This is a genomic window from Paenibacillus sp. FSL K6-1318, from assembly GCF_037976905.1.
Classification (GTDB): Bacteria; Bacillota; Bacilli; order Paenibacillales; family Paenibacillaceae; genus Paenibacillus; species Paenibacillus amylolyticus_A.
On record NZ_CP150270.1, the window covers coordinates 5,457,513 to 5,483,558 of the forward strand.

The following is a 26,046-nucleotide window of genomic DNA, read 5'->3' on the forward strand; positions in this document are numbered from 1 at the left end:
AGGGTAAAATCCGGGGATAGCGTATGCTTCCGATGTAGCTTTCTTTCAGAAAGCTTTGAGGCGAACGCTTCGCTTCTCCATCTGGTTCTGCACTCTCCGTTATGTGTACATGTTTAAGTTCATCCTATATAGCTCATAAATATTTCAAAAAGGTTTACCGCAGTAGCACGGTTTGTATTTGGTAAGGTTTAAAAGATAGTGTAATCTGGCCATTGGTATGGGCCAGTGGTTGGACCGGTTCTTCGAGTGCGTTGGAGTGATAGGCTTGCTCAAAGGCATGTGGCCATTGCAATGTGATGCTTTCGCGTTTACCTGACGATTCATAGAAACGCAGCACGGTGCCTTGTCCATCCTCTGCCATTTTGACCGTATCGAGAATGACATGGTTACTATTAAAGTTAATCCAGGAGCCAGTTGCAGGGCGTGAGTGTGCAACAGTTACTGTTGCATCTGCGGCTGGATGTACTCCAGACCCTGCGCTTTGTTGTACTTGATCCCTCTGTTGCACCTGTTCCATCGTTTGTACTTGCTGTGCCTGTTGTTTTTGCTCTACTTGTTGCACGACCACTTCCGTGTTCAGTTCGGCGGCCTGACGTACGGTGTGTGCAGTTCTCCAGTCGCCATCATGTGGATACAAAGAGTAGGTGAATTCATGTTCTCCCAGATCAGCCGTGCGATCCGGCCATTTGGGCGCACGCAGCAAAGACAAGCGAATCGTGCTTCCCTGCACGTCATACCCGTATTTGCAATCATTGAGCAGGCTCACGCCGTATCCATATTCGGATACATCCGCGAAGCGATGTCCACAGACTTCATACTGGGCTTGTTCCCAGCTTGTGTTGCGATGTGTTGGGCGTTCCAGTGCGCCAAATGGAATCTCAAATGTCGCTTTGGAGGTCACCACATCAATTGGGAAGCCGACTTTCAGAAGCTTGTGATCTTCATTCCAGTTCACCTGTGTCTGGAAGTCGATTCGCCGTGAGTCATGATAAAAGACGATATCTTGTGTGATTTCCGATTGATGGAGCTTCCAGCGGAAGCGCAGGACATCCTTGGTTGTACCCGCCAGCACCAGCTTTTTCTCCAACAGCTCCACTTCGCCAGCAATCTGCTCTTCATAACGACTGTCGATATCCCACGCATCCCAGAGTGTCGGACGATCGTGGAAGAAGTGAAGTTGATTGCCACGTTCACCCGGCTTCAGCATCTCACGCTCAGCGGTCTTATCCCACAGACGTGTGATCTCCCCACGTTCGTTGAACTGCACATGATACAGGGCGGTATCCCATGTATCCTTAAAGGTTGGCTGTGCGGCAAGGTTCGTCATTTCCCGTACATTCGTTTCCCTTGTGTTTTCCGGTACCAGCCAAATCGTCTTATATCCAAACGCAGGAATGTCTGTCACGAGAATGGACATGCTGCCATCCTCCCGATCCAGCCGCAGTCGCTGGCCTTCTTCATCAATCCCGTAGCGATCAAAGCCATCCTGCACAGGAAGTTGAACGACTGCACTGCGTTTCCAGCCCAGGCTGTTGAATACAACATAAGCTACTGAACCTTCTGGCCCCTGTGTGTTGATACCGGTTGTCAATGCTGCAACGCCTTGACTCAATCCAGTTCTACCCAATTCAAATACCTGTACATATTCCTCATTCGAAGTCACGTAGGATTCCGTAATCGCCGATCCCGGTATAATATCGTGGAATTGATTCAGCAAAATCAGCTTCCAGCCTTCATGCAGATTTGAAAGCACTTCAGCTTCTGCATCTGCCTCCATATCCGGTTGAGCGAGTGTATTCCACAGCTCAGCTTCACGATACAGAACCTCCGCTTTCCGATTGTTGCGCTTATTGCGCGCATGTGTCGTGTAGGTTCCCCGATGTAATTCAAGATACAGATCACCATGCCACTTCGGAAGTACAGGCTGCTCCTTTTCAATTCCGGCAAAGAAAGCTCCAGCTGTGCTATATCGACTTGCGGGCTGTCCAACCATCAGGTCTGCGCGATCCACATACTCCAGCATCTCGCGTGTTACCCCGCCTCCGCCATCTCCGTGTCCGTATAGAAGCATGTGCTCCGGATGCGCTGCTTTCTCACGGTAGGACTGCCAGTGATCATGAATGTCCTTCGGCAGCGTGTGCTCGTTAACACCATGATTGAGGTAAGACAGAATTGGTGTTCCATCAATGCCCACCCAGTGGAAGAGATCGTACGGAAACACATTTGTGTCATTCCATCCGAGCTTCGTCGTCATGAAATATTCCACATTGCCATGCTTCAAAATCTGCGGCAGTGAGGCACAGTACCCGAACGTATCTGGCAGCCATTCAATCTGTGATGTCTTGCCAAACTCCTCCATATAGAAACGCTGACCATATAACATCTGGCGAATCAGGGACTCCCCGCTCGGGATATTCAAATCCGGCTCAACCCACATGCCCCCAACCAGTTCCCAGCGTCCTTCTGCGATACGCTGCTTCACTCGTGCATACAGCTCAGGGTCATGCTCCTTCAGAAATGCATATAATAAGGGCTGACTCTGGGAATAGACATAGTCGGGATATTCATTCATTAGCGCATCCACGGTGGAGAAGGTACGGCTCGTTTTGCGTACCGTCTCGCGCACAGGCCACAGCCAGGCAATATCGATATGGGATTGTCCCACCATATGCTCCAGGCCTTCTGCGTTGCCGCCAATCTCACGCACATGATGCTTCAGATTATTCTCAATCTGGCGAATACCTTCTCCCTGCTTGATCTCTTCTGCTGACATGCCTACAAATTGATCCATCGCACGATACACCAGTTCCAACAGGCGAACCCGCCTGAAGTCACTTTCGGGCAGCAACACAGCCGAATCACGTACAATGATGACCGTATACATCAGACTGCGAACCGCTTCATTGGGTCTCACCAGCAGGCTGGTGATCGAAGTGATCGGCGGCTGAATAACCGCCTGCTGATTCAAGGGGTCCACGGGTTCAGGTACCGGATCAAACATCTCAATCTCAAGTTCCGGAGCGTTTCCGACTTTGGATGGATCAAGCGTGACGTAGGTATGATTGCGGTCAAGGCCCTGATAAGAGTGCCCATTTACCCGCAGCAAACCTTCTCCCCCTGTTTCAAATACAAGCCCATAAGGTGCTTGCTGCCATGTAGCAGGGATCTCCAAACGTGTTCTAAAAAAATAAGTCGTTCCCTGTTTGCTCGGAAAACGCTCAAAATCTTGTCCTTCCGGGTATTCACCCTGCTCCTCATACTCTCCTGGCACATTATAATAAGCGCGGGTAATGTCCCAACTGCGCAGCTGCAATTGCTCCAGCCACTGATGTTCGGACAACTCGCGAATAAATCGTCTGATACGTTCCAAAATCTTACGCCTCCCTTACGGTCAGTTCGGCCATTTGCGTATCATTAACGCAGCTGCCGATATGAATATGGAATTGTCCCGGTTCAACGACAGGCTTCAAATCACGAGCAATATACTGTAGCTGCTCGGCCCCGATGTGGAATTCCACGATCTGTGTTTCTCCAGGCTCCAGCTTCACTTTCGCAAACCCCTTCAGTTCCTTGGCGGGACGAGTCAGCGAACTGACCACATCAGAGATATACATCTGTACAACCTCTGCACCTGCATAACGGCCAGTGTTGGTCACATTCACCGATACCGTAATCGTATCACCAGCTGTCATAGACTCAGCACTCAGTTTCGGCTCGCTATACTCAAATGTGGTATAGCTAAGTCCGTATCCAAATGCATAACGTGGCTCCAGATCCTCTTCCAAATACCTTTTGCCTCGGGAACGTTTGCCATTATAGTAAATCGGTAACTGACCGACATGCTTCGGAATGGAGATTGTCAATTTACCCGACGGATTCACATCACCGAATAGAATATCTGCAATGGCATGCCCGCCCTCTTGACCCGGATACCACGCCTCCAGAATTGCATCGGCATGTTCATCTACCCAAGGTTCAGTGATGGGACGACCATTAATGTAGACAACGACAAGCTTCTTGCCGAGCTTGTGAATCTCCTGAATGAGTTCCAGTTGAACTCCGGCAAGCCCCAACGTCATCCGGTCGATCCCTTCCCCGCACTCCATATCATTCCATGAGTTATCGGATACATTGGAAGCGCCCGTCTTCAGATCGATCGTTCCTTCTCCAAAGTCACGTGCACTGGAGCCGCCAACCACCATAATGACCGTATCCGCCTGGCTGGCAACTTCGATCGCACGCTCAAATCCTTCTTTTGAATCACCTTTAATCCGGCAACCCGGTGCATATAGAACCTGATCTGTACTGCTGTCACCAGTCAAAGGACCAACAGAACTCTTCTCCGTTTGCCCATCCACATGATTAGCCAGCTTACTGCGAATCCCATCCAGTACCGTTGCCACTTTGGACTTCGGTTGCGGAGATGTGTAATCGCCCAGTTGATTGTAGGCCTGGTCTGCATTGGGACCAATGACGGCAATCCTGCCCACATTTGCTATCGATAGAGGTAATGTGTCAGCCTCATTTTTGAGAAGTACAACACCTTCCGCAGCCAACTGGCGTGCCAGCTGAACATGCGCTTCACTGCCAATGACTTCCGCTGCCCGATCGGCATCCACATAAGGCTGTTCGAATAAACCCAGTTTGAACTTCAACGCCAGTACGCGAGAAGCAGCCTGATCCAGAACCTGCACATCAAGCTTGCCTTCTGCCACCGCCTGCACCAGATATTGCCCGAACATCTCACCGGACATTTCCATATCGATACCTGCTTCAATCGCCTGCACCGATGCGTCCAGTCCATCCGTTGCAACATCATGCCCACTTGCCAACATGTTGATCGCGCCGCAATCCGTAATGACCAGACCGTCAAAGCCCCAATCTTTACGCAAAACATCTTCCAACAATTCCGTATTTACTGTACAAGGTGTGCCATCAATTTCGTTATACGCTGGCATGATTGACTGCGCACCAGCTTCCACCGCTTTGCGGAATGGATACAGATCCACTTCCAGCAGTTCGCGCCAGCCCATGTGTACAGGACCTGCATTACGTCCACCTTCCGAGCTGCCGTAACCGACAAAATGTTTCAGCGTTGCCGCTACTGTATCTCCACGGTCGAGACTTTCACCCTGAAGTCCTTCCACGGAAGCAACAGCCAGTTCTCCAATGAGAAACGGATCTTCCCCGAAGCATTCCTCTGTACGTCCCCAGCGTGGATCACGCACAACATCTAATACCGGAGAATAGGTGACCGCACCACCTTGGGCACGTGTCTCCCGTGCTACTGCCTGGCACATCTCCCGATACAGATCCACATTCCAGGTGCTCCCCAGTAAAAGGGGGACAGGATAGACCGTTCCGTCAATGGCCATATGACCATGCGAGCACTCTTCCCCAATCAGGATGGGAATCCCCAGTCTGGAATGCTCCACCGCATAGCGTTGAATCAGGTTAACCGCCTCAGCGCCTTCTCTGGCGGATAGTCCATTTTCCAGCGTAACGCCCGTCCACGGATCTGCCCGAAGCGCACCGTAAAGGGAGCCGATGCCCCCATTTTCCACTTGCTGCTTAAAGGATTCATTTAACGTGATGTTCCCTTGATCATTCGTATAGGTCTGCCAGCCAAATGGCTGAGTAAGTTGGCCTACCTTTTCTTCCGTCGTCATCAGGCTCAACAGGTGTTGTACCCGTTCTTCTATGGCTTTGCTTTGATCCTTATAAGTCATCAATCTGCATCTCTCCCATCCTATAGCGTGATCCGGCTATTCTTTGACCGCGCCCACCGTCAGACCCTGTACGAAATAACGCTGGAAGAACGGATAAGCGAATATTATCGGCAACGTGGCAAGCACTACCATCGCCATTCGAGACGTATCCTGCGGAATGGACTGCATGGCTGCCAGACTCATCGAACTGTTAGCAGAGTTCTGCTGGATAAACTGGATGCTCGACTCAATTCGCATCAGCATGGATTGCAGCGGCACCAGATTCGGATTATCAATATATAAGAGTGCGTTGAACCAATCATTCCAGTAACCGAGTGTACTGAATAACCCGATGGTTGCTAGCCCCGGCAAGGAGAGTGGAATCACGATTTTCATAAAGGTATAGAACTCACCGGCACCATCAATCTTCGCCGATTCAATGACTGCATCCGGTACACTGGTGGAGTAGAATGTACGCAGGATCATAATATAGAAGGCATTCATCGCCAGCGGCAGAATCAGTGCCCATAACGTATCTTTCAATCCAAGCAGCTGGGATACGACCATATAGGTTGGAATCATCCCGCCGTTGAACAACATGGTCAGAATCGCAAAGATGGAGAAAAATCTCCGGTATCTGAAGCTCTTGCGGGAAATCGCATACGCGTACAGCGACATGAGAATCAGACTGATGATGGTACCAAGTACCGTCACCAGGATGGTAACTCCATACGCCCGCAGCAGCGTGTCCCCACTCTGCCAGACAAACTGATATGCCGCGAGACTCCATTCTGCCGGAATCAGACGATACCCATCACGGGCCAGTGCTTTCTCGTCCGTAAACGAGATGATGACTACAAATATAAAAGGAAATACACAGATCAGAGCGAATAGACCGGCGATGATGTTCATGATCACGTTCCAGCCGCTGGATACGTGGTGGAAGTCACGTTTTTTAACAAGCCCTGCTTGAGCCATAGTGGTTCACTCCTTTCCCTTGTCCTAGAATAGGCTACTGTCTTTATCGACTTTGCGCACAACATAGTTGGAGATAATAACAAGCACAAAGCCCACCACAGATTGATACAATCCGGCAGCAGTACTCATGCCAATCTCACCGCTCGTTTTCAAACCACGATATACATACGTATCAATAACATTTGTTACGGAATATAAAGTGCCCGAATCCCTTGGCACCTGATAGAACAGTCCAAAGTCGGCATAGAAAATGCGGCCTACGGCCAGCAAGGTCATAATTGTAATGATGGGTGACAGCAACGGAATCGTAATATTACGAATCTGCTGCCACTTACTTGCTCCATCGATCATGGCTGCTTCGTACAGTGATTTATCAATCCCCAGTATGGAAGCCAGATAGACAACGCTGCTATAACCGATGGTTTTCCATAGCGCTACGAATACCAGAATATACGGCCAATATTTTGCCTCGGAGTACCACTGAATCGGTTCCATCCCGAACCAGCCGATGATCTGATTCAACATACCGCGGTCCATACTCAGGAAGCTGAATGCGAAGTAACCAACGATAACCCAGGAAAGGAAATACGGCAGGAACATGCCCGTTTGATACAGTTTGGCGAGTCGTTTATTAACCAGTTCCGAGAGCAGGATTGCCAATGCCACAGCAAATACCAGTCCCAGGAAGATAATGGCGATGTTATAAAAGAGGGTGTTGCGTGTAATGAGCCATGCGTCACTTGTGCTGAACAGGAATTTGAAATTGTCCCAGCCTACCCATTCGCTCTTCATCAGACTTGCCCAGAACCCTTCACGGCTGAAGCGATATTCTTTAAAAGCAGCCACGGTGCCCACGAGTGGCAAGTAGGAGAAGAAGAAGAACCAGATGGCGCCTGGCAGCACCATGAGCAGCATGACTCGGTTTCTAATCAGGTTTTTCAAAAATGTAGTCATTGTGGAGATCCTCCTTCAGGCTTGAATGAAAAAGGACCGGACGCGATATGCAGCCGCCCGATCCTTACGATGTACCGTTACTTGTTTTCCGCTCTCCAGGCATCCAGCTGGCTTTGGGCTTCAGCCATTACTTTCTCCAGTCCGGCTTGATTGAACTTCTCAATCACTTGATCCAGATTGGTCGCCGGGTCCAGTGTACCTGTCATCAGTGCTGCCCAATATTGCTCTTTCACGTTCTGTACCGCCGTCAGTTCAGCAGATACATTGCTTGCATCGAAGTTGAAGCTGAGGATCGGGGAATTGACACCTTCAGCATTGAACTTCTTGAACTCATCCCATTTGTTGTCCGGGTCATTGCTGTTCAGGAAGAGCAGCATGTTGTTCCCCAGGGAGTATGAAGGCATATCGTAGTTTTTCGACTCAGGCAGATTCTCCATATGTGTGTCATCCACTTTTTTGTAGTGTGTGCCCTCGATACCGGAATCCACCATATTGCGCAGTACTGGATCTGTATTCAGCAAGTTCAGGAATTCCATCGCTTTCTCCGGATATTCCGAGTTGGCCGAGATCGCCATGATGGAGCCTTGTACAGATGTATTCGTGATGATCGCATCACTGGCAGGAGTCGAAACGACTTCATAACCGTAACTTGCAGACCATTGATTGTCTGCGAGCGGCTGAGTCTGTGCACGATCCAGGAACCAGTTACCCGATGTTGTCAGGTCGTTCGTGGAACCTGTTGTTGCCGCTTCTGCCGATACATAACCGGCTTTGTAGTATTTGTGCATCGTGGTGAGTGCTTCTTTCATTTCAGGCGTTTCCAGTATGTTCACGAGTTTATAGTCCGTTGTATCCAGCTTGATTGCCATTGGCAGGTTCTGGATGACGTAGTCATAAGGCACGTAAGGAACATAGTTCTTATCCATGGCAAATGGTGTTACACTCGCCTCGTTTTCCTTGATCGTTTTGAGCAGAGGCTCCAGACTGTCTAACGTACGAACACCAGAGATGTCCAGCTTGTATTTATCAACCAGCATCTGGTTAAAGCGCCATACCTCTTGTTGAGGTAGCTCTTTGTTGGCTGGAATTCCGTAATTGTGTCCATCTACCTTTGAACCACTGAGGAATGCAGGATCAATGGTCTTGGTGAGATCTTGACCGTATTCGGTGAGCAAGTCATCCAGTTCAAGGAACGCACCTTTTCTGGCATTTTGTACATAATCGAATCCACCCGAAGAGGTGAACAGAATATCCATTGGCTCACCGGATGCTACGTTAACCTGCATCTTCTGCGGATAGTCACCCCAGTCAACCATCTTCATCGTTACCGTGGCATTAATTTTCTCTTTGGTATACTTGCTGACTTCTTCCATCACTTTGTTGACGTCTTTCTGAGGGGTACCGATGGTATACCAGATCAACTCGACCGCGTCATCTCCCGCTCCTCCGGATTCTGAAGCACTTTTGCTTCCTCCACAGGCACTAAGAACAAGCGTAACGGCCATTAACAATGCAAGAACGAGCGAGAAACGTTTTCTTTGTTTACTCATTTCTTTGATCCTCCCTTTTCGTGTTCCCTTAGGCTCTACAAACTAACTGCTTTAACCTTATCGAATGAAAGCATTTACAAAAAGAAGATAAACTTAAGTTTTCGAGGTACAAATTAAAGAGAAATCATCCTTGGGCAACTATTTTGTACCTGTTTAAATAAATCGCTTACATGAAAGAGACATGCCGGGTAACGTATGCATGATCTTCATCACATGCCACTTCTGTTCCCGATATGTCTCTTGGACTCCGTCCGCAAAATTGGAGCTACCCGACAATGAATTAACCAAACACCTTGAAATCAGTCGGAGAAATCCCCACATATTTGCGGAACTGCTTATAGAAATAACCCGTCTCCCAGTACCCCACATTTCGGGCAATCTCATGTACCTTCAGATTGGAGTTGCGTAGTTGCTCCTTCGCACGTTCAATCCGGTATTTGTTGATGTATTCGGCAAACGTCTCCCCGGTCTCCTTATGGAACAATTGTCCCAAATACACTGGATGCAGATGATAATGGGCACCCAATAGCTTCAAGGAGAGCTCTTCTGCGTAGTGTTTGTCGATATGCTGAAGCACCTGGTTCACAATCGGATTCTTCAAATCCTGCAATAGGGATTGGATGGTCTGCGACCCAACCTGCTGAAGTGCTCGCACGAGCTCATCAAAAGTGCCACTGTCCAGCACAAGTTGAAGCCCCTGTTGGTATATGGCAGACTCATCCGAATGTTTGATGCCCTCCAGTTCCATTTTGAAGCGAATCACAACTTCCAGTGCGGTGTTCTGCAGCTCCCCAGGTGTAAGCCCATCGCGATGCTGTTCAAAGTCCATACGAATCTGGTCGGCAAGCTGTTCTGTATTCCGGGACAAAATAAGTTTGGCATACTCCCTCCAATCGATGAAGAAGGTCGCCGTTGAACTTCCGCACCTTTCCAGTATCGCATGGTCGATCACTTTAAGATCGGGATAAATCATCACATACTGGAGTGCTTTTTTGGCCTCAGCATAACTGGTTGGCGCATGGTACAGCCCCTTCATCAACCTGCCTGCCCCGATGCGCACCGCAGGATGTGTTACGATTATCGCATCAGATAATTCCTGAAGACCATCCATCAACTGTTGCTCCTCGTCGCTCGTACCCTGAATATTGGCAATAATGACGATGTCTCCATCGATATCATGAAATACGTTCAGATGACGTCTGTCTCTCAGCATCTCCTCCACGCGTTCAAACATGCCCGATGTCTGTTCTTTGTCCCGCAAGACAGCCACAGCAACGTCGGGTGCATCCAGCGAAAGGTTCATAAATTGGGCACGTTCTTCAAATTCAGTAGCTGCAATCTGTCCCGTAAGCCATCGATGAAGAATGTTATCTTTCAGAATCTGGATGCCATAAGCATCATCGGCTTGAGGTGACACCGTATGATCCAGCTTGGACGCGGTGTTGCTCAGTGTGGATTCCAATTCCTCCACATTAATCGGTTTAAGCAGATAATTTTCGATCCCCAGCTGCATGCCTTCCTTCAGATATTCGAACTCATTGAAACCACTGAGGATAATGACCTTCAGCTCAGGTTGCACTCGCCTTGCTTCCCGAATCAGGTCTAGACCATTCATGAGCGGCATCGATATATCCGTAATCAGAATGTCCACAGGCTGAGAGGAGAGCGCTTGTAACGCCGCCTGCCCATTACCTGCGTGACTCACAATTTCCATACCAAACGAAGACCAATCCACAATATCGTATAAGCCTTCAATGATGAACGGCTCATCGTCCACAATAAACACCTTGTACATGTTACACACCTGTCCCTTCTGTATGTGGATAACGCACCCTGATCCGTGTTCCTTCTCCGAGGGTGCTCTCTATGGTGATACCGAACTCTGGTCCGTACAGGAAACGCAATCGACTATGAACACTGCGCAGCCCGAACATCTGACCGGACTCTTCAGGACGTTCCAGTTCTTCGAGGATTTCTGTCAGACGTGCCGGATCAATGCCTTTGCCATTATCTTTGACTTCCACCTGCACCACATCATCCGTCTCTTCCACAACAATCGATAATCGGTTATCCGAACGTTCCGTCTGAATGCCGTGCACGACATAATTCTCAATGATGGGTTGCAGCGAAAGTTTGACCACAGGGTGTTGATAATACGAAGGGTCGATCTGGATCGTATATATGAAAATATCCTTGTAGCGGATTCGGAATAACTCCAGATACAAGCGGCAAGCTTCCATCTCATCCTTCAGCGTATAGTTCTTCTTCTGCTGTACCAGGCTCTTGAACAATACGGATAGGCTATAGATCATCTCGCCGACATCTCTCGCCCCCTGGGATATGGCTCTCATCCGAATCACTTCGAGCGTATTGTAGAGAAAATGGGGGTTGATACGTGCTTGTAACGCGACCAGTTCCGTCTCCTTCTGTTTGATCTCGGCTTTGTAGACCCGTTCGATATACAAATTTAGCTCGTCCAGCATATCGTTAAAACTATGTGAGATCTGCCCCAGTTCATCATCACGCGGATCGTCAATGCGAGCCGTGAAGTTGCCATATTTCACTTTCTGGGTGAAGCGAATAATTCGACGGGTTCGTTTGGCAAAGTTAATAATGAAAAACGCCGGAACCAGCACGGCAAACAAAATACATACGATACTGATCGAGATGATGGTATTGCGAATGCCCGCATAGGTTTCAGCCATCTCTTCTACCGGAACGGTACCCATGACCACATAACCCTGATCGGCGGAGACGAACTTGTTCACATACATGTTCTGCTCCTTTTTCATCGAGTCCATATCCGTCTGATCAAACAGCGAATCGGCTACATTCACGTAGGGATATTTCTTCCCGTAATATTGATTGTTGGAGTCGAACAAGACTGTACCTTTCGCCGATAGTACCACGATTTCTCCCTTCAGATTACTCTCGTAGTTATCCAGTGCATTTCCGATTCCCTCCGAGTCAAAGAAGACAAGAAATTGGCCCAGATTCCGAAGGGTCTGTGTATTGTTAATCGGTACGCGGATGGAATAGAGCGCAGGGTCCCATTGATTGATCTCTTTGCGAATCCAGGAATTGGGTGCACTGATATTGGGCGTTTCCATCGCCATCACGTCCGGAATATAGGAATGGGCCACATTGGTGTCCAGCTTGCGGAACTGCTTGTGTTGATTGAAGGTAGACAGATCCTGCTGCTCAGCGCTATATAACATGAGTTGGTTAATCTGCGAATTACGATCCATAATATTTTGAAAATGTTTCAATACATCGGCCGAATAATCGTCCTGATTGGCGTAATATCCATTCGTCATGTGCTGAACATATTCAGCGTACGAATGATTCATCAGATAAGTAATGTTGGCGGACAGCGCCTCATTCTGATGCATATCCCTCACCATGTTTTGCACCGATTCATACTGCTGATGAATGTACCGATCCACATGTTCCATCGCCGCTTTCTGGATCGCCAGTTCCCGGCGAATCGTGGAGTCGGACACCGACAGGAAGATGATATAAGACAACGTAATGATCGTGACAATCGATATCATCGAGAAGATCAGCAGCATTTTCATAAACATATTATTTTTGAAGAAATTATTGTAAACGCTAACAATTTTCAAGTCGCATGTTCCCTCCGATGCTGTTTTCCTGACTTGAATTATACCATTAGGCTTCTGACATTAACTTGTCACCTGGAACTTTTCTTTAGTTTGTACTAGCGATTCTTTAATTTCACCCTATTTAAAAACGCTTTCATCCACTATCGTTAACCATAAGTTTAGCTTTGTGTAAAAGAATACCTTACATTCATTCCACTTGAAGGAGGAACAGCATGACACGCAAACTCAAACCGAAAGGCCTCATTCCCAAAGTAACTGCCATGGTCCTGACTACGGCTCTGCTTGGACAAGTTGTTGCATCATCCGTTTATGCCGGAGACACGCTCCCTTACACCGGTGAAAGTGCCAAAGGGGTGAATCAACCCTATCAACACGGGTACACCTCAGCCCAGATTCTGAACTGGACACCGGAAAGTGATATCCATGGTGATCTGCTTCGTGCCCATGTTCCCTTGCAGCCCCGTAATGAAGCCTTCGCTGCTACACAGGCTTATCCTGAGCTTAGCCCGGACACCCAACTGTTCACGATGAGTGGTGATTACGGCAATGCATTCTTCGATAGCACACCATATACCAATGAATTCAGCCAGTATCTCTTTAACTATTGGCAATATACAGACTACTACAGCTATTGGCACGGCATGGCCTCTGCGGGAGTACCTGAGGAGTTGTATGACCCGAGTAAGGAGTGGACCGAGAAATACTTCGAGTTTGGCATTTTGAACATTCCGAATCCGGCCTACACCAATGCAGCCCACAAAAATGGCGTCAAGTCCATTGCCAACATCTTTTTCTCGGACAATGACCGTGGGCCACAAACCTATAAACAAATGCTGATCCAAGATGAAAACGGTAATTTCCCTGTGGCCGAGAAACTGGCCGAGATGGCAGAATACTACAACTACGATGGATATTTCTTCAATCAGGAAGAGGTTGCCCGGGGTGTAGCCCCTGAAGATATCGCATCCTACAAGAAATTCATGAAATATCTAAGAGATAAAGGCCTGTATGTCCAGTGGTATGATTCCACCATCAATACAACGGGCAAGATTCAATACCAGAATCAATTTAATGGGCTCAATAGCCCCTTTGTACAGGATTCCGTTCTCGGCAGAGTCTCGGATTCCATCTTCCTGAACTATGTATGGAACCACAAGATGCTCCGCGATTCCCGCGATCATGCCCTTAGCCTGGGACTTGATCCACTGGAAACCGTATTTGCTGGTGTCGAAGGTGGACATGACAAGTTCGGCCGTTGGAAGCAATCCTATGACCTGCGCCATAACCTGGATGAGAACGGTCAGCCTATGAATAGTATCGCGACACTAGGTGCCGACTTCACCCACAACGCTCTGGATGAAGAGATGGGCGATGGCAGCACCAATCACCGAGCTGAGGATGAGTACCAATGGATGACCTTTGTGCGCGATCGTGCGTGGTGGTCTGGTCCAAATCAAGACCCGACAGATGCACGTCGTAATGCGTCTGCCGATCTATCGGATGTGTATGCTTCCGGTGCGAATTGGGATGGAATTGCTGCGTATCTGACCGAACGCTCCGTCATCAACGGCTCCAATTTTGCAACGAACTTCAATACGGGCCACGGTCTGAAATATTATGAAGATGGCGCTGTCTCGAACGACAAGGAATGGTCCAATATCAACATTCAGGATATCCCTGTCACTTGGCAATGGTGGATGGATAGTGAAGGTGACAAGCTCAGTGTTGATTTTGACTATGGTCCATCTTATGAGAAAGGCGCAAGGTACACATATGACTCCATCGGCGCGTATAATGGCGGCAGCTCTCTCGTGGTGAACGGTACACTGAACGCGGAGAACTTCCTGCGTCTGTACAAAACCGACCTGTCCGTCAACGGACAATCCAAACTGGAGCTCACGTATAACAAACCGTCAACTAGCGACGCTTCCTCCCTGCATGTTGGGTTAATCTTCGAAGATGATCCATCCAACGTGGTCAATGTGGAAGTGCCTAATTCAGGCCAGCATACGGAAGGCTGGAAGACGGCTACACTTGATTTGAGCACCTATCAAGGAAAGACCATTGCTGCTATGGGATTATCCTTTGACCCTAATGGCGAGTCTATAGAGAATTATCAGATGAACATTGGTGAGATCCGTATATTCGATGGTTCAGCGGCTGCACCGGATGCACCTACCGGATTCCATATTGCCAAAGCACTGACCAACACCGATGAACTGGTTGTCGCATGGGACATGAAAGACTATTCAGAGGTCAAACAATACAATTTATATGAAAATGGCGCCTATGTAGGCGGCGTGTATGATTCCACTTTTTATATCAAATCGCTAAAACAGCCGTCTGGTGAACTGTCCATTCGTGCGGTTGGTGCAGATGGTACCGAGAGTGAAGCAGCGGTCCTGCCTTATGATCTGAATGCAGCCGTTCAGAATATCGATGTGAAATTCAAAAAGAATGGCGATGCTATTGTAAGCTGGAAAAACCCGAAGAAAGCGAAAGATTCGGGCAAAGATAAAGACAAGGATAAAAATAAAGATAAAGGTAAAGGCAACGAGTCGATTCAGCTCACACTTGAAACCGAATACACGAAAGAACCCTTCACCAAGTCAGTTCAGGTCAAAAAAGGAAAACAATCTGCCGTCCTGACCGGACTTCCGACCAATGGTGAACATTACGTGCTGAACATTGCCATCGGCGGGCAGAACCCGGTTACCCATACCGGACAGCTCGCAGATCTTCAGATTACACCATACGCCAAGGAAAAGGTCACGGTAAAAGATGGAAAATACACATTAGCCCTCCCGGATCTGGAGGACTGGTACAAGATCTATGTATATGAAAATGGGGTGGCACGCGAGTTCGGGGTCACTTACGTTTCGCAGAAATTCCCGTATATCATTCGGGGTAGAACAAAGCTCAGTGAACTGACATTCACACCAATGTCCAGCAACAGCTCATTGAAGTTGGTTATTGAGGATTATGCGGGCAATCAGGCCGCTACGATTTTGAGGTAATACTGCAAAGTATTTTTTGTGTACATCAGGATAACAGTAATGAAAACAAACAGCCCTTCACTTCCGAAAGGAAGTTGAAGGGCTGTTTTTGTTGATCTAACAATAAATATTCTGCCCAACAGCTATTAAACAGCATTCCCGTTACCTAGTCCTTCGGATGAAATTTAGGATAGATGCTTGCGCAACTGCTTTTTGTCTATTTTATCCACGGCTGTTCTCGGCAAAGTATCCACAATGAACAGTTGAGTCGGCCATTTGTACGGAGCAAGGTGTGGCTCACAAAACGCCCGCACCCGCGTCAGATCCATACTTTCACCATCCTGTAACACGATGAAAGCGACAAGTTCCTCTCCTTCGTCGGGAAGAGGATGTCCGATTATGGCCGCCTCGCTTACCGACTCATGGCTCACAATAACATGCTCCACTTCGGCACAGAACACATTGGAACCGCCCACAATAATCATATCCTTCAAGCGATCAAATACATAAAGGTAACCTTCGGCATCCAGACAACCGACATCGCCAGTTCGAATCCAGCCATCGGGCATGGTCTCGGCAGTAGCCTCCAAATGGCGCCAATACCCCAGCATGGTCTGTTCACCTCGAACAATGATTTCTCCAGTCTCGCCCGTAACTGTCTCACTTCCGTCCGTATTTAATATCCGAACTTAGAAGGCCTGCTCACCTTGGGCAGCCAGGTCAGCAGGACGACCTACGGATCGAAGGCGATGAGGATCCTCCATATGCTGAGCAGGAAAAAGGCGACTTATGGACATTCCACATTCCGCTTGTGAGTAGTTGTTCACAATGATAACTTCAGGAAATTGCGATACGACCTCCTGTAGTGTATCCGGGGAAATAATGGACCCTCCGCAGCCAATAAGCGACAGGCTCTTCAAGTTTCTCCCCCCGACGGATGCCTCGCGGGTAAGATCACGGAGCAGTTGGCCTACTGTGCTGAGTTGCGTAATCTGATCACGTTCAACAGCTTCCATAATGCGGTGTACATCTGCCGGGTATTCGTCTAGGAATACAAGACAGCCTCCGGCAGCCATGGTCGCCCACAACTGAAACTGACCCACCAGATGGGATAGGTTGAGCACTAACACACGACGCCTGAGATCATGACCGAAGCCTGCTGAAGGCGTAAGTTGATTCCAAGCTGCCATACCTCGATGCGAATGCATTCCCCCTTTTGCTCGACCGGTTGTCCCACCCGTATAAATCAGGACTGCCGTATCGTCTACACTTCGATTGAAATGGTCTTTTGGAGAGAACGCAGGTTCCTGCTGTAAAAGAGCAGCCAGCGAACTGTTATTCGTCCCTTCTTCGTCAGTCGTGAACAGTTTTGGACAATATCCAAGAAGCTTTACCGTGGCGATAGCGGCTTCGGCATGTTGGTCATCATGAATAACCATATGTGGTTCTGCATCCTGAAATATGGCAGCGAGTTCAGGCACTGTTAGCATAGGAGACGGTACGAGCGGTATAGCACCGATCCCAACTGCTGCATAAAACGCAACAACGAGCTAGGGATCTGGATCACCTAAAAGGGCAAAGCGATCACCGGCCCGGAGTCCTTCAACATACAGGGTATGACTGAATCTTTCAACCAGACTGTAAAGCTCCCCATAACTCATCGTTTGCCCATGTCTCATTAACGCAGGTTCCTCAGGGTACAGACTTGCTGCAATTGGCAATCGTTCGGATAGAAGCAAGCAATTACCCCCAACATTTAAATTTCCATTTATCCGTTAAGAAAACTATGGAATAAAAAGAGAGTTGCATATATCTGAAATAATAAGTAATCATTATCCCCTATTAAAACCATAAATTCTTCTGATATTACAGTTCTGCCAACATACGATCCTTGCCTTTAACCCTACTTGCTAACTTAATTAGGTAGATCAAATTGGGCTGCTTTCTAAACTGAAATACAACTTTTCTGTTTATCATTACGTTAATATAGGTAACAAATACCACGGAGGGGATTGTCATAAAAGTAAAGACAATGCATTTTATTCTCAGTGTTGTAGCGTTATTTTTACTATCAGCTTGCGCGCGTGGTGTTACTGGCTCTAGTCAGCAGAATGAACTAGGTGAACCTTATCGTGTGGTGTTGGAGGAGTTAATTTCAACAGATACGGCTCTTAATGAAAACATGGAGTATATCTCATTGGATTTCGATAAAGGAATTCCATTAAAGGATTCTGATAAGAAAAGCATTGAGGATTACCTTCACAGCAAATATAACGTAAAAATTTATAACCTAACCTATGAAGAATTGATTGAAGAAGGACTTTCTGAACAGTCTGAAAACACGCTTAAAGGGATTTTACTGAAAATTGAAAAGCAGGAGAAGCAATCAGATAATAACATTGCCATAGAGGTCAGTAAGTATCGTGCCAATGAGGGGTCGCTCTCTGCAAAAATAACTTTAACCTATGAGGAAGGTAAATGGAAAGTTGCTACTCATACTCCTACAAGGGAAAGTTAAAGGAAATAATTTCTTTTACCAACGAGAGTGCTAGGAAAAGTTTATTATGACAATTATGGAAGTAGGCCTTTTGGGCTTTTTTTGTCCCTATTTTCTGGAGTACATACCACCCCTAAAGGTATACAGAAAAGGACCGTTAGCATATCTGCAACGATCCTTTTTTGTCAGCCTGCTAGTTGAAAACAACATCTGACGCCGGTAAATACCGATTTCAGTTTGCGGCCTAATATTTCTATTATTTTATTCCGTATTAAAGCTCTTCCTTCGTATTTGCGAGTTTAACAGAAAGCAATCCTGACATGTTACCGCCGTTTTTAGTGCTAATGCTAACCCAATGAGTACCAGTTGCCCACGGTTTTGTTCCATATTCAGTCCAAGATGCACCAGGAGCTACAGAGAATGACATTTTTTGGGTACCAGACAGAGTACTTTGAGTAACTCGGACAGTTAAGGTTTCCTTAGATGTATTTTGGACCCAAACTTTGACCCATCCAAAATTTGCTTGGATATTAAAATTCTTCGTGTAGCTACTTCCGGAAATCTGTGAATTCACAATCTCATTATCAACTGCCATTGGAGTAATGATTCCTTCTCCTTGTGTAGATGCAGTAGATGAGTCAGCTACATTATTTGATGGTGCTGCAGATGCAACCGTGACAGCTGCTACCAAGGATAATGCCGACAATCCTACGAACAAAGTGCTTTTTTTCATAACTAAAACCCCTCTTATTTAAATATATACATAAATAAAGCTTTATTAATTTACCATAAGTTAGATGTATATACAATAATAAAATAATTGCAATTTAAAATTTCATCAGCTGCTAGATTAAGTACATGGGCATGAAGTTTAATAGGATATCATCAGTCTAACATAATTTTCTGTTCTAAAGCATCCACAAAGGTACACAAAAAGGATCGTCAGCATTTCTGTAACGATTCTATTATCAGTCCGGTAGTTGAAAACAGCAGCTGATCACTTTGATGCCTTCTTAAGTTTTATTAAGCTAACGTTTCCCATTAGTTTAACGAGTTTTAATAATTTCTTGCCAGTTAGGAGGCAAGTCATAATCCCTAATGTGCTGATAGTCAAGAACTATACTAAACCTCATCGAGTCGAGTCCAACATCCAAATGAGGTCCTACGTACGGGATTGTTTTAACCTGAACATCAATATGTGAAGAATGATATTTAACGTCTACATTAGTTCCATCCAAAAAAGGCGTAAACGCAGGTGATACAGTTAATTTATTTTTGTAGTAATGGTTAATCTGTTCCTGTATTTTTGGAGCTAACAAAGTAAGTACTAACCGTTTCAACGGTTCATCGTTTGGCTTTGCACAAACAGGCTCGATTGCCATCAAGAAAATGATGACTGTTAGCAATGATCCAATAAATCTTTTCATTTCTAAACCCCTCATCTTCAGCATTTTTAAGGATAGTTTTCGCTATCCTGCCCGTTAGTTTAATGAACCTCAATTATGCATTTGAATAATTAATCGAGACCACTCCTGGTTAACTACGGAACGAAGGAGTACCCCAAGTACCCGAAGAAGAACTTCGGCTCGTGCTCCTAGTTTGTATCCTCCCATAGTTGAACGAAAAAAAGTATGTTTATATACTAAAAGTGAGACCTTTACATCTAAAGTAATCTTCAACTTGTTTAATTCTTTTCCAATATACTTAACAAAAAGTTCATAACGTCTTTTTAACCATACAAATGATCTATTCATGATGTTTGTAATTATACATGTATGAGTGATCCGGTAGGACGTCCAATTTTTTAAAAAAAATAATCCCAACCTTTATTTCGCCTGGCACACTATATAATTGTCAGGAATTACAGATGCAACTATGGAGGCAAAAGATGGATTCAATTGGTAAAAACGGAAAGGAAGCCGTGGAAGCGATTCGGAGCTATGTCAAACCGATTTTCGGTTTTGCGTTAAACCGGGTCAAGCACCGGGCCGAAGCGGAGGATCTGGCTCAGGAGATTATGCTGCAGTTGTTGAAATCCTTCTCTGGGGTGCGGGACATTAGAAGCCTTGACGCTTACGTCTGGACGGTTGCTCGATACACTTGGGTGAATTGGTTGAAAAAGCGTGCGCACGCTCCCCAAGCGATCGAAATCAACGGTATGTCCGAACTGTCTGCCGCCCCTTCCCGGGAGCCGCTTGACCGGCTGCTGGTAACCGAAGCTTACCGCGAGCTGCGCCGAGAAGTCGCGTTTCTGTCCGACATCCATCGCCGGATCGTGGTCATGCATTACTACGACGAGCTTAAAATCGGCGATATCGCGATTGCTCTGAACATTCCTGTAAACACGGTGAAGTGGCATTAGAGCGAGGCTAAAAAGAAGTTACGGAAAGGGATGAAACGTATGCGTGCAACAGGAACTTTAAGTGTCAATCCGGTCAGCATGGGGGAAATGGACCATTCCGGTTCGGCCGGCAGACTGGGCGAAACCAACGATTTTCTTGGACGCGCCGTGGCGCAAAATATCGTTTACGCGGCTTATCACAAGGCGCGTACCGTACATCAAATCGCGGAGGAACTAGGAATGCCGCCGTCTTTACTGGAAGGTGAAGTCCGGCACCTGGCCGATTACAATTTTCTCACCCAAACCTCTCCCCGCAAATATCAAAGCAATACCATCGTCTGGGACCTCTTCGAGTTGGCCGTAGCCGGTCATCAATTTTGGCAAGATTGCGCCGCCGAAGTGGCCGATGTTCATTTCGACGCGTTAATGGAAGTTCGCCGGCAAGTCGAGGATAGCGGAGTGTACGTTCCGGACGGCGACTATAACTTCCTGCTCTGGACCTTGCTGCCCAAGAACATTGAGGAGCAATCTTGGCGGAGCATGCCGGCTGGCGAAAACTTCGATGCGGTCGCACCAATGCGAAAGGACGGAGGTCAATATATTGCCTATGCGGCGTTAAATCGGAGCCACTATGCCGATCCGGGTTTTGATATGAGTAGTTACGTCACCTTCGGTCCGTCGCTCCGCTACGTCGAAGACTCTCCTTTATACTTGTGGCAATTCAATACGTACTGGAGCGACCGCCAGATGGATTGGCGTTTGCTGGAATATCGGAATGTCGAGATTTGTCATGCGTTCCAACAAGGGGAACTGCCCGACAACGAAGAGAACGCTGAGCAATATTCGTTCCTGCTGGAGAAAGGGTACATCCGCAAGACGAAGGAGGGGTACAAGTTCAATGCGGTCTGGATGGACTCTCCGCAAACGTTGGATCGGTTGAACAAAGCAATGCCGGATTTGTCCGCTCTTTATGCGCCTGCTGTCGGCAAGCTCTACGACAAAATGCTCAACCTGTTCCTGCAAAATCAGCCGAAACATTTGGAGCCGCAGCTTGCTTACATGGTGAGAGGCAACACCGGCGGAGGCCGGCTTGTCGCTTATATTTTGAAGCATTTGATCGATAACGGGAAGTTAAAACCGCCGTTGCCGCACCAGCAGAAGGCGATTTCAACCTGGATGGGGCCGGTCAAGTAAGTCGGTTCGGAAATGTATACGAAGAATAGCCGTTCACGGACGGTGGCCATTTTTACACAAAACTCTGTCTGTCCAACGAAGTGATTAGGACATCGCTATTTCACACGGCCCCCTCCTGAACGTATGGAAATGATTAAAAACTACCCATGACGCATGTGCGTCATGGGTAGTTTTTTAATCGCAATCGTATCTGCCAGATTTCTCCTCTACCTTACGATTTTTATCTTTCTTGTCCGCAACCAACCGTGAGAGGCCAGATGCTCCACATACTCAGCAGATCTATTCAGCAAAACTGCCCGTTAGTTGAGTAAAAGCAGCCAATCACAATGATCAGCTGCTTTCTTGTTGTTATTGAGCTAACGTTTCCCGTTAGCTTAATACATCAGGCGCAAAGTTTCATTTATTATTAAACAATTTCATTTACTAATTCATCATTCCAATGATTATCGGTATACCCACGGCTGTTGTTCCATTCTGCTAACATTTTTCTTTGTCTCAATTCTAAATCTCTGTAAGGGGCTGCAACAAACTCGATGTCGTGGAACAGATCATTATAAATAGGTAATTCGCTATTTAATTCCTTGAATTTTTTTAATGCACCTATATCCTTATCATTTGCAGCCCAAACCACTTTTTTAATCAAAGACAATACGATTGTACCTGTGCACATGGGACAAGGCTCACAGGTAGTATATAAGGTAAGTTCGTTCTTAGGAATAAATTTCTTGCTCTCAAGATGAAGTATCACATTTCCAGCTTTTCTTATAGCGTCCACTTCGGCGTGAGCTGTAGAATCACAGCTTGAAAAAACTCTGTTCCTACCTCGGCTTACAACTGAACCATCTGCATCAACAATAATTGCACCGATAGGAAAAGTACCCTCATCTCTAGCCTTTTCTGCTTCTTCAAAAGCTAACAGAAGGTTTTGGTAATGCTTGTCCATCTTATACACATCCCATCTCAGTAATTCCCAATAATAATATATTCCAAAAATATACTGCTACTCCTTCTCCCATAATGCTAATTTTTTCTTGTATGGCTAAGCTAATCTGCCCGCTAGCTTAATAAGGAGCTCATCTTCCTAATATAATTTTTCGAGTTCTCCACTTTCTGTAAAGGTATACCAATAAGGATCGTTAGCATTTTTGCAACGATCCCTATTGTCAGTCCGTTAGTTGAAATAAGCAACTGATCACTTTAATACCCTGCCGACTATAAGTCCTAGGGATATTAAGATTGCATCTGTTTACAAACAGTATTCCAATCATAGAAAGGAGACCTGAGATGATTTGCCTGTTAGCCTTGATTTTATACATCAAAAGTAATTACTTATGTAAGGTCACAGCCACTCACCCTAATTAGAGCGTCTCAACCAACTTCTGAATCATTGAGTGGGAAATTAAATATACAGGCCCCATTATTTCTATTTTGCCGTCCTTTACACGTATAGCGCTCTCCTGTTCTGCCGCATAAACATCAATCTCTTCAGACAAGGGGAACAGGTAGCCTTGAACAAACGTTGCGTAATCGCGTTGAGAATGAGATTCGTAGGCAAAATAATCAAAACCAATACCATCATAAATAGTACTTGTTTCAACTTCATCAGTGTTATTCAAGCTTAACCATTTTGCAGCCATATTTAACGCACCGGCGCTGGCACCCATTATAATGGCATTGCTATTCTTAATAACATCCGATAATTCATATTCCGCCAAAAAATCGTTCTGCAAAACAGGATATCCACCACATAAAAAAATGACAGAAGCGTTCTGAATGAATCGCTGAGCATCTTCTTTCTGCATACGGTAATCAATGAAATGATATTCATCAAAAATAATATTAGCCTGATTCAACCATGTCCATTCAGAAATATCATCAAAGTTAACTTGCTCATCTGTATGACCAGACGGATTAGCACTAATCATAACAAGCGATTTTCTGTCTTGTATATCCTCCTGCAAACAATGGACCAGCTTCTCAGGAAAAAAATGATTAAACCAACTGAAATAGTAGTGAGTTTTCAAACTTAATTACCTCCATATGTATTATTTACATTCACTCATTCTTAACGAAAACATATTATACATGCTAGAAAGATGAACGATTGTTCAGCCACGTTAACCTGCTCGTTGGCTTAACAAATCGCAACAGTTAAAAATGCTTACTTTACTAATGCATATATGTTCGTGTCTCTTAATTCACTTCCATCAACAGACAGGTCTTCATTCCTAATAACACCTTCCAGGTCAAACCTCAATCTTTCGGGAATCATCTTGCTTTTTGTGTTTTTGGTGTCACAACGTATTTCTATTCGATTTGCATTCAAATGATTAAAAGCAAAATCAGTGATACCTTGTACAGCTTCAGTCATATAACCTTTCCCAATATACCTAGTATCAATCCAATACCCAATTTCAAACTTTCGAACTTACCAATCAATGCTGTGTAAGCTAGAAGAGGCTATTAATTGCCCGGTATCCTTCAAAAATACAAGTAGCCTTAGGTTTTCTCTACTTAGGAATTTAATATGTGCTTCTCTTATCCCAAGTTCTGAATTATACTCCGTATGCTTTTCCTGAGCCCATTTCATCCAAGGCTTCAACTCTTCAACGGAAGCATTTACAGCTTCACATACTACCTTTCCATCACCTGGTTTAGGCATTCTAATCAGTAGACGCTCTGTAAAAAACTCATCTGGAAAATCAATCATGATAGGATTCATAGACAACCTCTTTTTACATGCATTATACAAAATAATCCAATTTATTGATAGTACATTTACCATAACTCTAACCACGTTAAAAAAAGCCCGGTTCTTCCCCCCGGGCAACATACATTTTTGTATGGGTTACTTACTTATAAATTCTACCATCTTCTAATGTAATTCTTCTCGGAACATTGAAAGATACCATTAAAATCCTGGGGGTTACGGATCAATTTGTTTAACTGGTCTATTCCATATTGTTGAACAACAAACTCTACAAATAGGAACGAAAACTGAAAACCCTTCATCGTTTCGAAATCCCAGGTATCATTATCTAACTGTTCGAACGTTGGGATCTCTAAATTGTGAATAGACTCTTCTGTTGAACCTTCAATAAAGTCCTGAGTCATCCCCTTGGCTTCATATCCACCAATTCCTTGCCTTATCCATTTCGGAGCCTTCGGATTAATTTCACTTATTAGCCACATGGCGAACAAGTGAACCGTACCTTTAAGAATCGATTGATAGGTATGCTCCGGTCCTGGATTTAATGGAGATACAATTTTGAGAATACTCCCTTCATAGGTACCCATGAACCAATTCGGAGCATCTGCTTCTCCGACCGCTTGGTGAAACGATGGCATATCAGGATATACTTCAATCGTCACTTTTCGCGATGGATGATAATTGTACTTTAGCGAAATTCGTTCAATATGATCACTTAGTTCATTGAACAAATCATGGTGTACTTTATTGGGCTGATTGTTCAATCCCTCGTTTTCACCCTTATTAACAATTGAAATTAGATCTTGAATAGACATGATCGTAACGCCTCCCCATTCTTTCAGTTCCTTTTTAAGTTTTTCCAAAGCTCTGTAGAGTCTGTTCTTTACTGCACTTTCACGCATCCCTACGATCTTAGAAATTTCAAGCGGTGTGCAGTCCACAAAAAAAGCGTAATGCAATGATTTCCTGGTCGGTTTCATTTAACTTTTTCAGCGCAACTCCGATATCAATTCGAAAATCAACATGCTTCGTAAATTCAAGGGAGATCGACTGTGATTCATATCCCGCAAAATCAAACGGAGTTTCTTTTTTTCGCGATAACCTGCGATATTCGTTTTTCACTGTATTCTGAGCAATCTTGAATATCCACGTAAATAAATTTGATTTCCCTTGGAATCGGTGAAGATTCTCGACTGCTTTTAAAAACACCTGTTGAGTCAAATCATCTGCAACCATCGGATTCAATTTCAGGGAAAAGTACTTGTAAATCCTTTGACGATACAGCTCATAAGTGTTTTCAAAGTTAGTGATGCTTTCCTGTTTATCCGGATAAACAGGTTTTGTGTCATGAGCTCCTGACATGGTAAGAATCTCCTCTTGATTTACAATGAATTAGACACCAGAGAGAGTCAGAAGGCCACATAAATATAAAATAAATATGTATTCAACTTTTCAGGTTTGTTACTTACAGGACTAATCACCCTTTTTGAAA

18 protein-coding genes and 2 pseudogenes are annotated in these 26,046 nt (G+C 45.7%); 4 read left to right on the forward strand and 16 right to left on the reverse strand.

The window, feature by feature from the left end; genetic code table 11:
- Positions 1–154 precede the first annotated feature (154 nt).
- The 7 genes from NYE45_RS24240 to NYE45_RS24270 form a co-directional block, all read right to left on the reverse strand.
- Positions 155–3,370 (reverse strand): alpha-mannosidase, encoded by a 3,216-nt coding sequence (locus NYE45_RS24240; protein WP_340014335.1) that lies wholly within the window; start codon positions 3,368–3,370, stop codon positions 155–157.
- 4 nt (positions 3,371–3,374) lie between these two features.
- Positions 3,375–5,729, reverse strand: coding sequence for a glycoside hydrolase family 3 N-terminal domain-containing protein (locus NYE45_RS24245; protein ID WP_340017434.1), 2,355 nt, complete (start codon positions 5,727–5,729; stop codon positions 3,375–3,377).
- A 36-nt stretch (positions 5,730–5,765) separates the two neighbouring features.
- A complete protein-coding gene (locus tag NYE45_RS24250; RefSeq protein ID WP_062837930.1) occupies positions 5,766–6,686 on the reverse strand; it encodes a carbohydrate ABC transporter permease in 921 nt (306 codons plus the stop codon).
- A 24-nt stretch (positions 6,687–6,710) separates the two neighbouring features.
- Positions 6,711–7,640 (reverse strand): ABC transporter permease subunit, encoded by a 930-nt coding sequence (locus NYE45_RS24255; protein ID WP_036605780.1) that lies wholly within the window; start codon positions 7,638–7,640, stop codon positions 6,711–6,713.
- Between the two features lie 77 nt (positions 7,641–7,717).
- A complete protein-coding gene (locus NYE45_RS24260) occupies positions 7,718–9,190 on the reverse strand; it encodes an ABC transporter substrate-binding protein (RefSeq protein WP_076333162.1) in 1,473 nt (490 codons plus the stop codon).
- Between the two features lie 280 nt (positions 9,191–9,470).
- A complete protein-coding gene (locus tag NYE45_RS24265) occupies positions 9,471–10,985 on the reverse strand; it encodes a response regulator transcription factor (protein ID WP_340014336.1) in 1,515 nt (504 codons plus the stop codon).
- 1 nt (position 10,986) lies between these two features.
- Positions 10,987–12,774, reverse strand: a complete 1,788-nt coding sequence (locus NYE45_RS24270; protein ID WP_340014337.1) for a sensor histidine kinase — start codon at positions 12,772–12,774, stop codon at positions 10,987–10,989.
- Between the two features lie 254 nt (positions 12,775–13,028).
- Here NYE45_RS24270 and NYE45_RS24275 point away from each other — a divergent pair, with 254 nt between their 5' ends.
- Positions 13,029–15,833 carry an endo-beta-N-acetylglucosaminidase gene (locus tag NYE45_RS24275; RefSeq protein WP_340014338.1) on the forward strand — a complete coding sequence of 935 codons (2,805 nt, stop codon included), beginning with the start codon at positions 13,029–13,031 and terminating at the stop codon, positions 15,831–15,833.
- Positions 15,834–15,997: 164 nt separating this feature from the next.
- Here NYE45_RS24275 and NYE45_RS24280 read toward each other — a convergent pair whose 3' ends face one another.
- Positions 15,998–16,423 carry a hypothetical protein gene (locus NYE45_RS24280; protein ID WP_340014339.1) on the reverse strand — a complete coding sequence of 142 codons (426 nt, stop codon included), beginning with the start codon at positions 16,421–16,423 and terminating at the stop codon, positions 15,998–16,000.
- 78 nt (positions 16,424–16,501) lie between these two features.
- Positions 16,502–17,551: pseudogene (locus NYE45_RS24285) on the reverse strand (AMP-binding protein).
- A 293-nt stretch (positions 17,552–17,844) separates the two neighbouring features.
- Between NYE45_RS24285 and NYE45_RS24290 the strand changes: the two are divergent.
- Complete coding sequence (locus NYE45_RS24290) at positions 17,845–18,330, forward strand: hypothetical protein (RefSeq protein WP_340014340.1); 486 nt, start codon at positions 17,845–17,847, stop codon at positions 18,328–18,330.
- 250 nt (positions 18,331–18,580) lie between these two features.
- Here NYE45_RS24290 and NYE45_RS24295 read toward each other — a convergent pair whose 3' ends face one another.
- Positions 18,581–19,042: a hypothetical protein gene (locus NYE45_RS24295; RefSeq protein ID WP_340014341.1), complete on the reverse strand. Its 462-nt coding sequence runs from the start codon at positions 19,040–19,042 to the stop codon at positions 18,581–18,583.
- Between the two features lie 313 nt (positions 19,043–19,355).
- Positions 19,356–19,736 carry a DUF3888 domain-containing protein gene (locus NYE45_RS24300; RefSeq protein WP_340014342.1) on the reverse strand — a complete coding sequence of 127 codons (381 nt, stop codon included), beginning with the start codon at positions 19,734–19,736 and terminating at the stop codon, positions 19,356–19,358.
- Positions 19,737–20,197: 461 nt separating this feature from the next.
- Here NYE45_RS24300 and NYE45_RS24305 point away from each other — a divergent pair, with 461 nt between their 5' ends.
- Together NYE45_RS24305 and NYE45_RS24310 are read left to right on the forward strand one after the other, a co-directional pair.
- The gene (locus NYE45_RS24305; protein ID WP_340014343.1) at positions 20,198–20,671 is read left to right on the forward strand and encodes an RNA polymerase sigma factor; all 474 of its coding nucleotides are present in this window, start codon (positions 20,198–20,200) and stop codon (positions 20,669–20,671) included.
- 30 nt (positions 20,672–20,701) lie between these two features.
- On the forward strand, positions 20,702–21,844 hold the full coding sequence (locus tag NYE45_RS24310) for a hypothetical protein (RefSeq protein WP_340014344.1): 1,143 nt from the start codon (positions 20,702–20,704) through the stop codon (positions 21,842–21,844).
- Between the two features lie 406 nt (positions 21,845–22,250).
- Here the strand turns inward: NYE45_RS24310 and NYE45_RS24315 are convergent, their stop codons facing one another.
- The 5 genes and pseudogenes from NYE45_RS24315 to NYE45_RS24335 form a co-directional block, all read right to left on the reverse strand.
- Positions 22,251–22,787, reverse strand: coding sequence for a nucleoside deaminase (locus NYE45_RS24315; protein ID WP_340014345.1), 537 nt, complete (start codon positions 22,785–22,787; stop codon positions 22,251–22,253).
- Positions 22,788–23,202: 415 nt separating this feature from the next.
- Positions 23,203–23,868, reverse strand: coding sequence for a cyanophycinase (locus NYE45_RS24320; protein WP_340014346.1), 666 nt, complete (start codon positions 23,866–23,868; stop codon positions 23,203–23,205).
- Positions 23,869–24,005: 137 nt separating this feature from the next.
- Positions 24,006–24,566, reverse strand: a pseudogene (locus NYE45_RS24325) (GNAT family N-acetyltransferase).
- 143 nt (positions 24,567–24,709) lie between these two features.
- Positions 24,710–25,534, reverse strand: coding sequence for a hypothetical protein (locus tag NYE45_RS24330; protein WP_340014347.1), 825 nt, complete (start codon positions 25,532–25,534; stop codon positions 24,710–24,712).
- A complete protein-coding gene (locus NYE45_RS24335) occupies positions 25,476–25,916 on the reverse strand; it encodes a sigma-70 family RNA polymerase sigma factor (RefSeq protein ID WP_340014348.1) in 441 nt (146 codons plus the stop codon). The genes NYE45_RS24330 and NYE45_RS24335 overlap by 59 nt, the downstream gene beginning before the upstream one ends.
- Positions 25,917–26,046 lie beyond the last annotated feature (130 nt).